Annotated in this window: 16 protein-coding genes; 5 read left to right on the top strand and 11 right to left on the bottom strand. The window is 71.9% G+C overall.

Going from position 1 to position 12,441, the window contains the following annotated elements; all coding sequences use genetic code 11:
* Positions 1-2 precede the first annotated feature (2 nt).
* A complete protein-coding gene (locus ACZ6R9_RS22580) occupies positions 3-1,328 on the top strand; it encodes an MFS transporter (RefSeq protein WP_465539904.1) in 1,326 nt (441 codons plus the stop codon).
* A gap of 190 nt (positions 1,329-1,518) precedes the next feature.
* Here the strand turns inward: ACZ6R9_RS22580 and ACZ6R9_RS22575 are convergent, their stop codons facing one another.
* From ACZ6R9_RS22575 to ACZ6R9_RS22540, 8 genes are all read right to left on the bottom strand, one after another.
* On the bottom strand, positions 1,519-1,806 hold the full coding sequence (locus ACZ6R9_RS22575) for a metal-sulfur cluster assembly factor (RefSeq protein WP_051055973.1): 288 nt from the start codon (positions 1,804-1,806) through the stop codon (positions 1,519-1,521).
* Positions 1,807-1,931: 125 nt separating this feature from the next.
* Complete coding sequence (sufU, locus tag ACZ6R9_RS22570) at positions 1,932-2,387, bottom strand: Fe-S cluster assembly sulfur transfer protein SufU (RefSeq protein WP_380485428.1); 456 nt, start codon at positions 2,385-2,387, stop codon at positions 1,932-1,934.
* 9 nt (positions 2,388-2,396) lie between these two features.
* Positions 2,397-3,659, bottom strand: coding sequence for a cysteine desulfurase (locus ACZ6R9_RS22565; protein WP_380485430.1), 1,263 nt, complete (start codon positions 3,657-3,659; stop codon positions 2,397-2,399).
* Complete coding sequence (sufC, locus tag ACZ6R9_RS22560; RefSeq protein ID WP_380485432.1) at positions 3,656-4,447, bottom strand: Fe-S cluster assembly ATPase SufC; 792 nt, start codon at positions 4,445-4,447, stop codon at positions 3,656-3,658. Before sufC ends, ACZ6R9_RS22565 begins: the two co-directional genes overlap by 4 nt.
* 7 nt (positions 4,448-4,454) lie before the next feature.
* The gene (locus ACZ6R9_RS22555; protein ID WP_035867074.1) at positions 4,455-4,778 is read right to left on the bottom strand and encodes a non-heme iron oxygenase ferredoxin subunit; all 324 of its coding nucleotides are present in this window, start codon (positions 4,776-4,778) and stop codon (positions 4,455-4,457) included.
* Entirely contained in the window at positions 4,775-6,007 is a 1,233-nt protein-coding gene (gene sufD / locus ACZ6R9_RS22550) for a Fe-S cluster assembly protein SufD (protein ID WP_380485434.1), read from the bottom strand. Before sufD ends, ACZ6R9_RS22555 begins: the two co-directional genes overlap by 4 nt.
* A gap of 60 nt (positions 6,008-6,067) precedes the next feature.
* The gene (sufB, locus tag ACZ6R9_RS22545) at positions 6,068-7,480 is read right to left on the bottom strand and encodes a Fe-S cluster assembly protein SufB (RefSeq protein ID WP_380485436.1); all 1,413 of its coding nucleotides are present in this window, start codon (positions 7,478-7,480) and stop codon (positions 6,068-6,070) included.
* Positions 7,477-8,343, bottom strand: coding sequence for a helix-turn-helix transcriptional regulator (locus ACZ6R9_RS22540; protein ID WP_380485438.1), 867 nt, complete (start codon positions 8,341-8,343; stop codon positions 7,477-7,479). Before ACZ6R9_RS22540 ends, sufB begins: the two co-directional genes overlap by 4 nt.
* 124 nt (positions 8,344-8,467) lie before the next feature.
* Here ACZ6R9_RS22540 and ACZ6R9_RS22535 point away from each other — a divergent pair, with 124 nt between their 5' ends.
* On the top strand, positions 8,468-9,385 hold the full coding sequence (locus ACZ6R9_RS22535) for an ABC transporter ATP-binding protein (RefSeq protein ID WP_465539899.1): 918 nt from the start codon (positions 8,468-8,470) through the stop codon (positions 9,383-9,385).
* The gene (locus tag ACZ6R9_RS22530; RefSeq protein WP_465539897.1) at positions 9,382-10,152 is read left to right on the top strand and encodes an ABC transporter permease; all 771 of its coding nucleotides are present in this window, start codon (positions 9,382-9,384) and stop codon (positions 10,150-10,152) included. The genes ACZ6R9_RS22535 and ACZ6R9_RS22530 overlap by 4 nt, the downstream gene beginning before the upstream one ends.
* Positions 10,153-10,186: 34 nt before the next feature.
* Here the strand turns inward: ACZ6R9_RS22530 and ACZ6R9_RS22525 are convergent, their stop codons facing one another.
* Positions 10,187-10,414 (bottom strand): LPXTG cell wall anchor domain-containing protein, encoded by a 228-nt coding sequence (locus tag ACZ6R9_RS22525; protein WP_465539895.1) that lies wholly within the window; start codon positions 10,412-10,414, stop codon positions 10,187-10,189.
* 213 nt (positions 10,415-10,627) lie between these two features.
* On the opposite strand from ACZ6R9_RS22525, the gene ACZ6R9_RS22520 reads away from it, so the two are divergent.
* Positions 10,628-11,593: a COX15/CtaA family protein gene (locus ACZ6R9_RS22520; protein ID WP_380485446.1), complete on the top strand. Its 966-nt coding sequence runs from the start codon at positions 10,628-10,630 to the stop codon at positions 11,591-11,593.
* Between the two features lie 3 nt (positions 11,594-11,596).
* On the opposite strand, the gene ACZ6R9_RS22515 is transcribed toward ACZ6R9_RS22520, so the two are convergent.
* A complete protein-coding gene (locus ACZ6R9_RS22515; RefSeq protein WP_380485448.1) occupies positions 11,597-11,746 on the bottom strand; it encodes a hypothetical protein in 150 nt (49 codons plus the stop codon).
* Between the two features lie 25 nt (positions 11,747-11,771).
* On the opposite strand from ACZ6R9_RS22515, the gene ACZ6R9_RS22510 reads away from it, so the two are divergent.
* Complete coding sequence (locus ACZ6R9_RS22510; protein WP_465539891.1) at positions 11,772-12,101, top strand: hypothetical protein; 330 nt, start codon at positions 11,772-11,774, stop codon at positions 12,099-12,101.
* A gap of 6 nt (positions 12,102-12,107) precedes the next feature.
* Here the strand turns inward: ACZ6R9_RS22510 and ACZ6R9_RS22505 are convergent, their stop codons facing one another.
* Positions 12,108-12,437 (bottom strand): hypothetical protein, encoded by a 330-nt coding sequence (locus ACZ6R9_RS22505; RefSeq protein WP_380485452.1) that lies wholly within the window; start codon positions 12,435-12,437, stop codon positions 12,108-12,110.
* Positions 12,438-12,441: the final 4 nt, after the last annotated feature.

Below are 12,441 nucleotides of genomic sequence, written 5' to 3'. Positions count from 1 at the left end.
CCATGGCGGACCTCTCCCCCGCCGGCGCCGGCCTGAGCACCGCTCAGTACGCCGGACGCCGACTGTCGGAGGCCCTGCTTCCACTGGAACTCGCCCCTCGGGGGCAGCTCCAGCTCGCCGCGATCAGCCGCTGGAACGCGCTGCGCGGCATCCGCGTCGGCCTGGTGGCCGCCGGACTGCTGTTGATGCTGATCGGCGCCAACCTGGTCACGCCGCTCTACCCCGCGCTCCAGCAGCGGCTCGGCCTGACCCCGCTCGACACCACGATCCTCTTCACGGTCTACGTGTTCGCCCTGGTCCCGGTGCTGGCCGCGGTCGGCCACTGGTCGGACCACCTGGGGCGACGCGCCATGATCCTGCCCGCGGTGGCGCTGTCCGCCGTCGGCGACGTGGTCTTCGCCAGCGCCGGCTCGTTCTGGCAGCTGGCCGCCGGACGCGCCGTCCAGGGCATGGCGGTCGGCCTGTCCACGGGCGCGGCGGGCGCCGCCCTCGGCGACCTGCTGCCCGACCGGCCGACCCTGGCCGCCAAACTCACCCTGGCCTGCTCGGCCGGCGGCGTCGCGCTCGGCCCGCTGGTCGGCGCGGCCATGGCCTCGGGCGCGAACCCGCTGCCCGGCCTGTTCCTGGCCCACGCCGTCGCGCTGCTCGCCCTGTGCGTACCCCTCGCCCTGGTGCACCCGCGGATGCCCGGCTCGGTCCGCCCGCCGGCCTCCCCGCCGCGCATCACCACCCCCGCCCACCTGCGCCCGCAGCGCCTGCGGCTGCCCCGCTCGGGACGCCGCGAGTTCCTGCTCGCCTCCGGCGCGGGCTTCGTCTCCTACGCGGTCTTCGGCGTCTACCTGGCGCTCGCCCCGGCGTTCTCCAGCACCCTGCTGCACACCGACTCCCGCATGGCGGGCGCCGCCGTCGCGGCCCTCCTCCTCGGCTCCTCGGCAGCCGCCCAGCTGCTCGTCCCGCCGACCTCCGACCGCGTCGTGGTCGCCGCCGGCCTCACCGGCCTCGCCGTCGGCCTCGGCCTGCTCACCGTGGCCGCCGCCACCGGCACCCCCGCCCTGCTCTTCGTCGGCAGCGTGGTGGCCGGCGTCTCCCAGGGCATCGCCTTCCGCTCCCTGTTCACCACCGCGGTCGCCGCCCTGGACCCGGCCCGCCGAGGCAGCGAACTCTCCACCCTCTGGGTCATCGTCTACCTCGGCTCCTCCGCCCCGATCATCGCCGTCGGCGCCCTCACCCGCACCTACGGCCTGCTCACCGCCGTCACCGGCTTCGCCCTCCTCGCCGCCACCGCCTCGCTGGCCCTGGCCGCCGCCGTCCTGCGCCGCAAGGACTGACCTCGCGGCCACCGGGCTCGGCACCGGGCGTCAGAGTGCTGCGTCGCGGCCCGGTCCGGCTCTCCGCCGCCCACCGCGAAAGTCACGGATTCCAGTTCGAACCCCATCGATGCGAACGGCCCCCGCCTCCTGCGGACATGCGGCAAGGGCGGGACCCGAAGGTCCCGCCCCTGCCGGTACTACTGGCGGATCAGACGTTGAAGCCGAGCGCGCGAAGCTGGTCGCGACCCTCGTCCGTGATCTTGTCGGGGCCCCACGGCGGCATCCAGACCCAGTTGATGCGCAGGTCCTTGACCAGGCCGTCGGTGGCGGTGCGGGCCTGGTCCTCGATCACGTCGGTGAGGGGGCAGGCCGCGGAGGTGAGGGTCATGTCGACGGTGGCGGTGTCGTCCTCGTCGATGTGCAGGCCGTAGATCAGGCCCAGGTTGACGACGTCGATGCCCAGTTCGGGGTCGACGACGTCCATCAGGGCCTCCATGAGGTCCTCGGTGGAGACGGTCCCGGCGGTGGTGAACGCACCGGGGCTGTCGGACACCGCGACCTCGGCCGCGGCGGCCTCGGGGGTCTCGTTCTCGCTCATGAATCAAGTGTCCTAACGGGGCGTCAGTCGGTGGTGATCTCGGGGTGGCCGGCGAGCGCCTTGGCGGTGGCGTCCTTCCAGGCCATCCAGCCGAGCAGGGCGCACTTGACCCGGGCCGGGTACTTGGAGACCCCGGCGAAGGCGACGGCGTCCTCCAGGATCTCCTCGTCGCCCTCGGACTGGCCCTTGCTCTGCATCAGCTCCAGGAACGCCTCCTGGACCTGCTGCGCCTCGCCGACCGTCTTGCCGACCACCAGGTCGTTGAGCACGGAGGCGGAGGCCTGGCTGATCGAGCAGCCCTGCGACTCGTAGGAGACGTCCGCGACGGTCGCGCCGTCGAGCTTCACCCGCAGGGTGATCTCGTCGCCGCACGTCGGGTTGACGTGGTGCACCTCGGCGTCGCCGTCCCGCAGCCCCTTGCCGTGGGGGTTGCGGTAGTGGTCCAGGATGATCTCCTGGTACATCGAGTCGAGCTTCATGCGACCACCTCAGCCGAAGAAGTTGCGGACGTGGTGGAGGCCGTCGATCAGCGCGTCCACCTCACCGGGCGTGGAGTACAGATAGAACGACGCCCTGGTGGTCGCCGGAATTCCGTACCGCAGGCAGACCGGCCGCGCGCAGTGGTGGCCGACCCGGACGGCGATGCCCTGCTCGTCGAGCACCTGACCGACGTCGTGCGGGTGGATGTCGCCGAGCGTGAAGGAGATCGCCGCGCCGCGGTCCACGGCCGTGCGCGGGCCGATGATCCGCAGGTCGGGCACCTCGGCGAGGCGCTCGATCGCGTACGCGGTGATCGCGTGCTCATGGGCGGCCACGCGCTCCATGCCGATCGCCGACAGGTAGTCGATGGCGGCGCCGAGGCCGACGGCCTGGGCGATCGGCGGGGTGCCGGCCTCGAACTTGTGCGGCGCGGGGGCGTAGGTGGACGACCCCATGGTGACGGTCTCGATCATCTCGCCGCCGCCCAGGAACGGCGGGAGGTCCTCCAGCAGCTCCTGGCGGCCCCACAGCACGCCGATGCCGGTCGGGGCCAGCATCTTGTGGCCGGTGAAGGCGACGAAGTCGGCCCCCAGCGCCTGCACGTCGAGGACGGCGTGCGGGGCTGCCTGCGAGGCATCGACGGCGACCAGCGCGCCGACCGACTGGGCCTTGCGGACGATGGTCTCCACCGGGTTGATGGTGCCCAGCAGGTTGGACACCAGCGTGACGGAGACGATCTTCGTCTTCTCGGTGATCAGCTCGTCGATGTTGGACAGGTCGAGCCGGCCCTCGTCGGTCAGCCCGAACCACTTCAGCTTCGCGCCGGTGCGCTGCGCGAGCAGCTGCCACGGCACGATGTTGGAGTGGTGCTCCATCTCGGTGATCACGATCTCCGAGTCGGCGTCCACCCGGTACGGCTCGTCGGCCCAACCCAGCATGTTGGCAACGAGGTTGAGCGACTCGGAGGCGTTCTTGGTGAAGATCACCTCGTTCCGGCTGGGCGCGTTGATGAACGCCGCGACCTTGTCCCGGGCGCCCTCGTACAGCGCGGTCGCCTCCTCGGCGAGCACGTGCACGCCGCGGTGGACGTTGGAGTTGTGCTGCTCGTAGTAGGCGTTCAGCGCCTCCAGCACCTGGCGCGGCTTCTGCGAGGTCGCCGCGTTGTCCAGGTACACCAGGGGCCTGCCGTCGTGCAGCACCCGCGACAGGACGGGGAAGTCCTTGCGGATCGCGTCGGTGTCCAGGAGTCCGGTCAGATGGGAGTGGGTCACTCGGCACCGTCCTTCGAGTTCGCTCCGCTCACGGAGCCGCCCTTCACGTAGCTCTCGTAGCCCTCTTCCTCCAGCTTGTCGGCGAGCTCGGCACCGCCGGACTCGACGATCCGGCCGCCCGCGAAGACGTGCACGTAGTCGGGCTTGATGTAGCGCAGGATGCGGGTGTAGTGGGTGACCAGCAGGGTGCCGACCTCGCCGGTCGAACGGACCCGGTTGATGCCCTCGGAGACGATCCGCAGCGCGTCGACGTCCAGGCCGGAGTCGGTCTCGTCGAGGATCGCGACCTTCGGCTTGAGCAGCTCCAGCTGGAGGATCTCGTGGCGCTTCTTCTCACCGCCGGAGAAGCCCTCGTTGACGTTGCGCTCGGCGAACGCCGGGTCCATCTGCAGGGCGGCCATCGCCTCCTTGACCTCCTTGACCCACAGCCGCAGCTTGGGGGCCTCGCCGCGGACGGCGGTGGCGGCGGTGCGCAGGAAGTTGGAGACCGAGACGCCCGGGACCTCGACCGGGTACTGCATGGCCAGGAACAGGCCGGCCTTGGCGCGCTCGTCGACCGCCATCGCCAGCACGTCCTCGCCGTCCAGCAGCACCTGGCCGCCGGTGACGGTGTACTTGGGGTGGCCGGCCAGCGAGTAGGCCAGGGTGGACTTGCCGGAGCCGTTCGGACCCATGATCGCGTGGGTCTCGCCCTGCTTGACCGTCAGGTCGACGCCCTTGAGGATCTCCCGCGGACCACCCTCGGCCTCGACGGTGACGTGCAGGTCGCGGATTTCAAGCGTTGCCATGGGGTACTCAGTTCTCCTGGTTGACGGAGACGAGCACATCGTCCCCTTCGATCTTTACGGGGTAGACGGCGACCGGCCTGGTCGCGGGCAGCCCGGACGGCTTTCCGGTGCGCAGGTCGAAGCTGGAGCCGTGCAACCAGCACTCGATCATGCAGTCCTCGACCTCGCCCTCGGAGAGCGAGACGTTGGCGTGCGAGCAGATGTCGTTGATCGCGAACACGCCCTCGTCGGTGCGGACGATCGCCACCGGGACGCCGTTCAGCTCGACCTTCTTGGGCACGTCCTCCTGCAGCACGCTCAGCGCGCAGGCGCGCACGTAGCCGGCGCTCATGCCACCGTCTCTTCCAGCTCGGCCTCGATCTTCTCCATCAGGCGGTCCTGGATCTCGGCGACGCCGATCTGCTGGACCAGCTCGGCGAAGAAGCCGCGCACCACCAGGCGGCGGGCCTCGTCGGCCGGGATGCCGCGGGACTGCAGGTAGAACAGCTGCTCGTCGTCGAAGCGGCCGGTGGCGGAGGCGTGACCGGCGCCGACGATCTCGCCGGTCTCGATCTCCAGGTTGGGGACCGAGTCGACCCGGGCGCCGTCGGTGAGCACCAGGTTGCGGTTGAGCTCGTAGGTGTCGGTGCCGATCGCGGCCGCGCGGATCAGCACGTCGCCGATCCACACCGCGTGCGCGTCCTGGCCCTGCAGCGCGCCCTTGTACGCGACGTTGGAGCGGCAGTGCGGGGTGTCGTGGTCGATGATCAGGCGGTGCTCCAGGTGCTGGCCCGCGTCGGCGAAGTACAGGCCGAACAGCTCGGCCTCGCCGCCGGGGCCCGCGTAGGAGACCCGCGGGTGCAGGCGCACCAGATCGCCGCCGAAGGTGACCACCACGGACTTGTAGGTGGCGTCCCGGCCGACCAGCGCGTTGTGCTGGGCGACGTGCACCGCGTCCCGGTCCCAGTCCTGGACGGAGACGAAGGTCAGCTTCGCGCCGTCGCCGACCAGCAGGTCCACGTTGGCGGCGCGGGTGCCGGTGCCGGTGTGGTTCAGCACCACGACGGCCTCGGCGAACGGCTTGACCTCGATCACCACGTGGGCGAAGCGGACCCCGCCCTCGCCGTGCACGTCGATCCGGACCGGCTCGGTCAGCACCGTCTCCTTGGGGACGGTCACCACCAGGGCCTCCTCGAAGGCGCTGAACGCCTGCGCGGCGATCCGGTCCACCGGGGTGCCGGCCTTGCCGACGCGGGCGTCGTCGCGGCCGACCAGCTCGGAGGTGACACCCTCCGGCAGGCCCAGCTCGATCTTGGTCTCACCGCGCACCGCGTCGACCGCGGTGCCGTCGTGCAGGCCGGCGAGGCGGTGCATCGGGGTGAACCGCCAGTCCTCCTCGCGGCCGGTCGGCACCGGGAAGTCGTTCACGTCGTAGGACGGCTTGACGGCGACGCGGGCGTCGATCGGCTGCCGGACGCTCTCGCGGCCGGTGCCCGGGCCGGCGAGCTGCGCGCCGGCGCCGGCGGTGCCCACCTCGATCGAACCGGCGGTGGTGGAGCCGGGGGTGTTCTGCTCAGCCATGGCTGTTCGTGTTGCTCTCTTTCGGAAATGGTCGACGGACGGGCGGGGGCTGACGGCGCGTCAGCCGACCGCGCCCTCCATCTGCAGCTCGATCAGCCGGTTCAGCTCCAGCGCGTACTCCATCGGCAGCTCGCGCGCGATCGGCTCGACGAAGCCGCGGACGATCATCGCCATCGCCTCGGTCTCGGTCAGGCCGCGGCTCATCAGGTAGAAGAGCTGGTCCTCGGAGACCTTGGAGACCGTCGCCTCGTGACCCATCGACACGTCGTCCTCGCGGACGTCCACGTACGGGTAGGTGTCCGAGCGGGAGACGGTGTCCACCAGCAGCGCGTCGCACAGCACGTTCGACTTGGCGCCGTGCGAGCCCTCGCCGATCTCGATCAGACCGCGGTAGGAGGTGCGGCCACCGCCGCGCGCCACCGACTTGGAGACGATGTGCGAGGAGGTGTTCGGCGCCATGTGGACCATCTTCGCGCCGGCGTCCTGGTGCTGGCCCTCGCCCGCGAAGGCGATCGACAGCGTCTCGCCCTTGGCGTGCTCGCCCATCAGGTAGACGGCCGGGTACTTCATGGTGACCTTGGAGCCGATGTTGCCGTCGACCCACTCCATGGTCGCGCCCTCGTACGCCACGGCGCGCTTGGTGACCAGGTTGTAGACGTTGTTCGACCAGTTCTGGATGGTCGTGTAGCGGCAGCGGCCGCCCTTCTTGACGATGATCTCGACCACCGCGGAGTGCAGCGAGTCCGAGGAGTAGATCGGCGCGGTGCAGCCCTCGACGTAGTGGACGTAGGCGTCCTCGTCGACGATGATCAGCGTCCGCTCGAACTGGCCCATGTTCTCGGTGTTGATCCGGAAGTAGGCCTGCAGCGGGATGTCCACGTGCACGCCCTTCGGCACGTAGATGAACGATCCGCCGGACCACACCGCGGTGTTCAGCGAGGCGAACTTGTTGTCGCCCACCGGGATGACGGTGCCGAAGTACTCCTTGAACAGCTCCGGGTGCTCACGCAGCGCGGTGTCGGTGTCCAGGAAGATGACGCCCTGCTCCTCCAGGTCCTCGCGGATCTGGTGGTAGACGACCTCGGACTCGTACTGGGCGGCGACACCGGCGACCAGGCGCTGCTTCTCCGCCTCCGGGATGCCCAGCTTGTCGTAGGTGGCCTTGATGTCGGCGGGCAGGTCCTCCCAGGACTCGGCCTGCTTCTCGGTCGAGCGCACGAAGTACTTGATGTTGTCGAAGTCGATGCCCGACAGGTCGGAGCCCCAGGTCGGCATCGGCTTCTTGCCGAACAGCTTCAGGCCCTTGAGGCGAAGGTTGAGCATCCACTCGGCCTCGTTCTTCTTCGCCGAGATGTCGCGGACGACCTCTTCGCTCAGGCCGCGCTTGGCGGCGGCACCGGCCGCGTCCGAGTCGGCCCAGCCGTACTCGTACGTGCCGAGACCTTCGAGCTCGGGGTGTGCGATGTCAGTCATGCGAGGTTCCTCCGCGCGGTGGAGCCGGTTTCGTCGGACGTTCGATGGGAGGTACCGGCAGTCGGCACGGCACCGGGCGCCCCGGAGGACGACGGTGCGGCACCGGATGCCGGCACATACGTGGTGCAGACCCCGTCGCCGTGGGCGATGGTGGCCAGCCGTTGCACATGGGTGCCGAGGAGCTGCGAGAAGACCTCGGTCTCCGCCTCGCAGAGCTGCGGGAACTGCTCGGCGATGTGCGCGACCGGGCAGTGGTGCTGGCAGAGCTGGGCGCCGGCCGGGGCGGCAGGCGCCGCGGCGGCGGACGGGACCGGCCGCACCGTGGCAGCGTACCCGTCGGCGCTCAAGGCCCGGGCGAGTGCCTGGGCCCGCTGCGGGGCGTCGGCCTGCTCGACCTCACCCTGGTACTTCCGGCCCTGCTTGGCGAGCCGGGCCCGGGCGAAGGCGGCGACCGCCTGCTCGCCCGCCTCGCCGCCGCCGGCGGCCTCCGAGATCCAGCGCAGCGCGTCCGCGGCGAGCTGGTCGTAGGCCTGGTAGAAGGCGTCCCGCCCGCCGTCGGTCAGGGCGAACACCTTGGCCGGACGGCCCCGGCCGCGGCTGCCGTAGACCCGCTGCTCGCGGGACTCGACCAGCCCGGCGGCGGTCAGGCCGTCCAGGTGGCGGCGCACCGCGGCGGTGGTCAGGCCGAGGCGGCCGGCCAGGTCGGCGGCCGAGGACGGCCCGTGGTCGAGGATCGAACGGGCGACCCTGTCCCGGGTGGCCCGGTGACCCTCGGCGGCGAGCGCCTCCGCGGCGGTCGCGGGCACGGCGCAGTCGGGAGCCTCGGGCTCCCGCTGAGCGTCATGCTCGCGAATCTTTTTCACAACACGATTGTTGCGTAATTCGTCCGCGGGAAACAAGCCGTGACCCCGGTCTCACCGGTGGCCTCCATCACGGAAGGCATGCCTTACCTGAAGAGGGCCGTGAACTGCTCCTACACTCGCCGGTATGCATGCAGACCCCGCCGTCGAGGTGACCGGACTGGTCAAGCGGTACGGCGACAAGACCGCCGTGGACGGCCTGGACCTGGCCATCGCGCGCGGAACCGTCACCGCGGTGCTCGGCCCCAACGGCGCGGGCAAGACCACCACCATCGAGACCTGCGAGGGCTACCGCCGCCCCGACGCCGGCACCGTCCGGGTCCTCGGCCTGGACCCGGTCGCCCAGGCCGGGCAGCTCAAGCCGCGGATCGGCGTGATGCTCCAGTCCGGGGGCGTGTACGCCGGTGCGCGCGCCCTCGAAATGCTCCACCACACCGCGAAGCTCTACGCGAACCCGCTGCCCGTCGGCCCGCTCGCCGAGCGCCTCGGCCTGGACTCCTGCGGCCGCACCCCCTACCGCCGGCTCTCCGGCGGCCAGCAGCAGCGCCTGGCCCTCGCCATGGCCGTGGTCGGCCGCCCCGAACTGGTCTTCCTGGACGAGCCCACCGCCGGCCTCGACCCGCAGGCCCGCCGCGCCACCTGGGACTTGGTCACCGAACTGCGCACCTGCGGCGTCACCGTCGTCCTCACCACCCACCAGATGGACGAGGCCGAACAGCTCGCCGACGAGGTCGCGATCGTCGACCGCGGCAAGGTCATCGCCCACGGCTCCCCCGACGCACTGCGCGGCTCCGAAGCCCAGCTGCGCTTCGACGGCCCGCCCGCCCTGGACTTGGCCGGCCTGCGCAAGGTCCTCCCGGACACCGCCGTCGTCGCCGAGCCCACCCCCGGCTCCTACCGCGTCGAGGCCACCCTGGACGCCGCCCTGCTGGCCGCCGTCACCGGCTGGTGCGCCGAGGCCGGGGTGATGCCCGACAAGCTCGCGGTGCAGCGCCGCAGCCTCGAAGACGTCTTCCTCGACCTGACCGGACAGGACCTGCGATGACCGCCACCGACCTCACCCCCCGCCCGGGCGCCGCCCCGGTCGGCCGGATGCTGCTCGCGCAGACCGCCCTGGAGACCAGGATGCTGCTGCGCAACGGCGAACAGCTGCTGCTCACCGTGGTCATCCCCACCCTGCTGCTGGTGCTGTTCTCCGCCGTGGACGTGGTCGCCGTGGACGGCCCCGGCAAGCGCGTCGACTTCCTCGCCCCCGGCCTGCTGGCGCTCGCCGTGATGTCCACCGCCTTCACCGGCCAGGCCATCGCCACCGGCTTCGAGCGCCGCTACGGCGTCCTCAAGCGCCTCGGCGCGACCCCGCTGCCCCGCTGGGCGCTGCTCACCGCGAAGACCGGCTGCGTGCTGGTCACCGAGCTGCTCCAGGTGCTGCTGCTGTCCGGCATCGCGCTGGCCCTCGGCTGGTCGCCGCACGGCAACCCGCTGGCGGTGCTGCTCCTGCTGGTACTCGGCACCGCCGCGTTCTCCGGCCTCGGCCTGCTGATGGCGGGCACGCTGCGCGCGGAGGCCACCCTGGCCGGCGCCAACCTGGTGTTCATCCTGCTGCTGCTGGCCGGCGGCGTGGTGGTGCCGCTCGCCAAGTTCCCGGACGCGGTGCGCCCGGTGCTGGAGCTGCTGCCGATCTCGGCGCTCTCCGACGGCCTGCGCTCGGTGCTCCAGCTCGGCCACGGCATGCCCTGGTCCGATCTCGGCGTCCTGGGCGTCTGGTCGGTGCTCGGCCTGGCCGCCGCCGCCCGCTTCTTCCGCTGGGAGTAGCCCCCGTCCCCCCGGGGGCCACCACGGCAGCCGCTCAGGAGGCGGCGCCGGCCTTCCTGCGACGGGCCGCCCAGACGAGCCCGCCACCTGCGGCGAGCACCGCGACACCGCCCACGGTCAGCGCCACCAGGCCCTCCGCCCCGGTGAACGCCAGCCCGCCACCGCCACCGCCACTGCTGCCCCCGCCCGCCGCAGCGGAGCGGCTCGCGGACGGGCTCGGCGCCGCACTGCCCGGGCCGCCCGGACCCGGCGACTCGCGCATGTGCAGGACTCCACAGGTGGAGGCGGGCAGGGGGAGTTGAGCCCGAACGGTGAAAGGTCTGGACCAAGCCGCACTCTTTCGGCCACTCGCCAAGTGGTCAAGACCAATGGGCCGACGCGCTCGATCCGTCCGTTTTGTCCGCGCGCCGCCCGCGAGGCCGGTCGCCGCACCCGTGCCGCCGGAGCACCGTGTAAGCCCGCCTACGATGGTCCGGTGACCAACCCGTTCTCCCTCCTCGCCGAGCGCTGGCACCCGAGCGCGCAGCACGTCCGCCGTGCGGCCATGGCCGCCCTGGTGATGAGCGTGGTGATCGTGGTCACCGGCGGCGCCGTCCGGCTGACCGCCTCCGGCCTCGGCTGCACCACGTGGCCGCGCTGCACCGCCGAGAGCCTGACGCCGACGCCCGAGATGGGCATCAACGGCGTCATCGAGTTCACCAACCGGATGCTCACCTACGTGCTGTGCGCGGCGGTCGGCTGGGCGATCCTGGCCGCCCGCTGCGCCAAGCCGTGGCGGCGCTCGCTGACCAAGCTCGGCTGGGCGCAGTTCTGGCTGGTGATGAGCAACGCGGTGCTGGGCGGCATCACCGTCCTGACCGGCCTGAACCCGTACATCGTGGCGGCGCACATGGTGGCCGCGCTGGCCCTGGTCTGGGTCGCGGTGGTGATGTGGGAGCGCACCCGGGAGGGCGACGGTGCGCCGCGGGCCCTGGTCGCGGAGCCGATCCGGCGCCTCGCCCAGGTGCTGGTGGCGGTGATCGGTCTGCTGGTGCTGGCCGGCACGGCGGTCACCGGCGCGGGCCACCACCCGGGGGCCTCGTCCAAGGACGGCAAGCCGGTGTACCGCATCCCGATCGACTACGACCGCCTCGTCCAGGCCCACGCCGACCTGGTGTTCCTCTCGGTCGGCCTGACGCTGGCCGCGCTGCTGGTGTTCGCCGCCGTGAAGGCCCCGCCGGCCGCCCGGGCCCGGGTCCGCGACCTGTTCGCCCTGCTGATGATCCAGGGCGTACTGGGCTTCATCCAGTACTTCACCGACGCCCCGGAGATCATGGTCGGCGTGCACATGCTGGGCTCGGCCCTGGTCCTGGGCGCCGCGCTCCGCATCCCGCTGGCCCTGCGCAGCCGCGCCGGGATCCCGGCCCAGGCCGCCGCCCCGTCGACCGAACTGGTCGCCTGAGGCTCACCACCTGTCCCAGTGCCGGACCTGCTCGCGCGGAATCCGTCGGGCCGGCTCGAAGTCGACCCCGACGGTGTGCGCGAGCGGGATGAACGCGGCCGGCATCACCTCCTCGTGCGGGACGCCGAGCACCCCGCCGAGTTCGCGCTCCACCGGGCCCCGCGCGGTGGTCCGGACGGTGCCCGGGCCACAGCCGCTGCTCCGCCTCGATGACGACGAGGAAGTGCCGGCGCTGCCGGTTGCGGCCGGTGGGCGCCTGGGTGGCCAGGTCCACGCACTGTTCGATCAGCTCGCGGGACACCTCGCTGCTGCCTCCCGCAGCTCGCGGCCGAGCGACCGTGCCGACCGCCGCGCCTACGCCGTCACCCTCACCCCGGCGGGCCGCGAACGGCTGACCGCCGCCGAGCGCACCGTCCCGGCGCTGCTGGACGAGGCGCTCGCCCCGCTGAACGCACAGGAGCGCGGACAGCTGTCCGCGCTCCTGCTCAAACTCACCGCCCCGGGGTGACGGCCCTCAGATCTGGATGCCCGCCATTCGCTTCCACTCGTACGGGCCGGTCTTCACCTTCAGGCCCAGCTCGCCCTCGAAGTCCTCGTGCAGGGTGAGCCCGGCGAGTTCGGCGGCCCGGCGGCCGATGGCGTAGGTCGGCGCGACCTGGTCGCCCCAGGTGCCGTCCGCGCCGACCACGACGATCCGGGTGGCGGTGCGGCCGACGTACTCGACGACGCCGTCGGCGCTGCCGCCGTGCTGCTTGGCGAAGCTGCTCAGGTGCTTGGCAATGCGCTTGGCGCGGCGCTCGACGCGGGCGTCCGGCGCGGCGGTGGTGGCGGTCTCTGCGCTCATGCCC

It is taken from the genome of Kitasatospora sp. NPDC048662, from assembly GCF_055587065.1.
The sequence above is the reverse complement of the archived record's forward strand: the minus strand, read 5'-3'. Positions and strand labels throughout refer to the sequence as shown.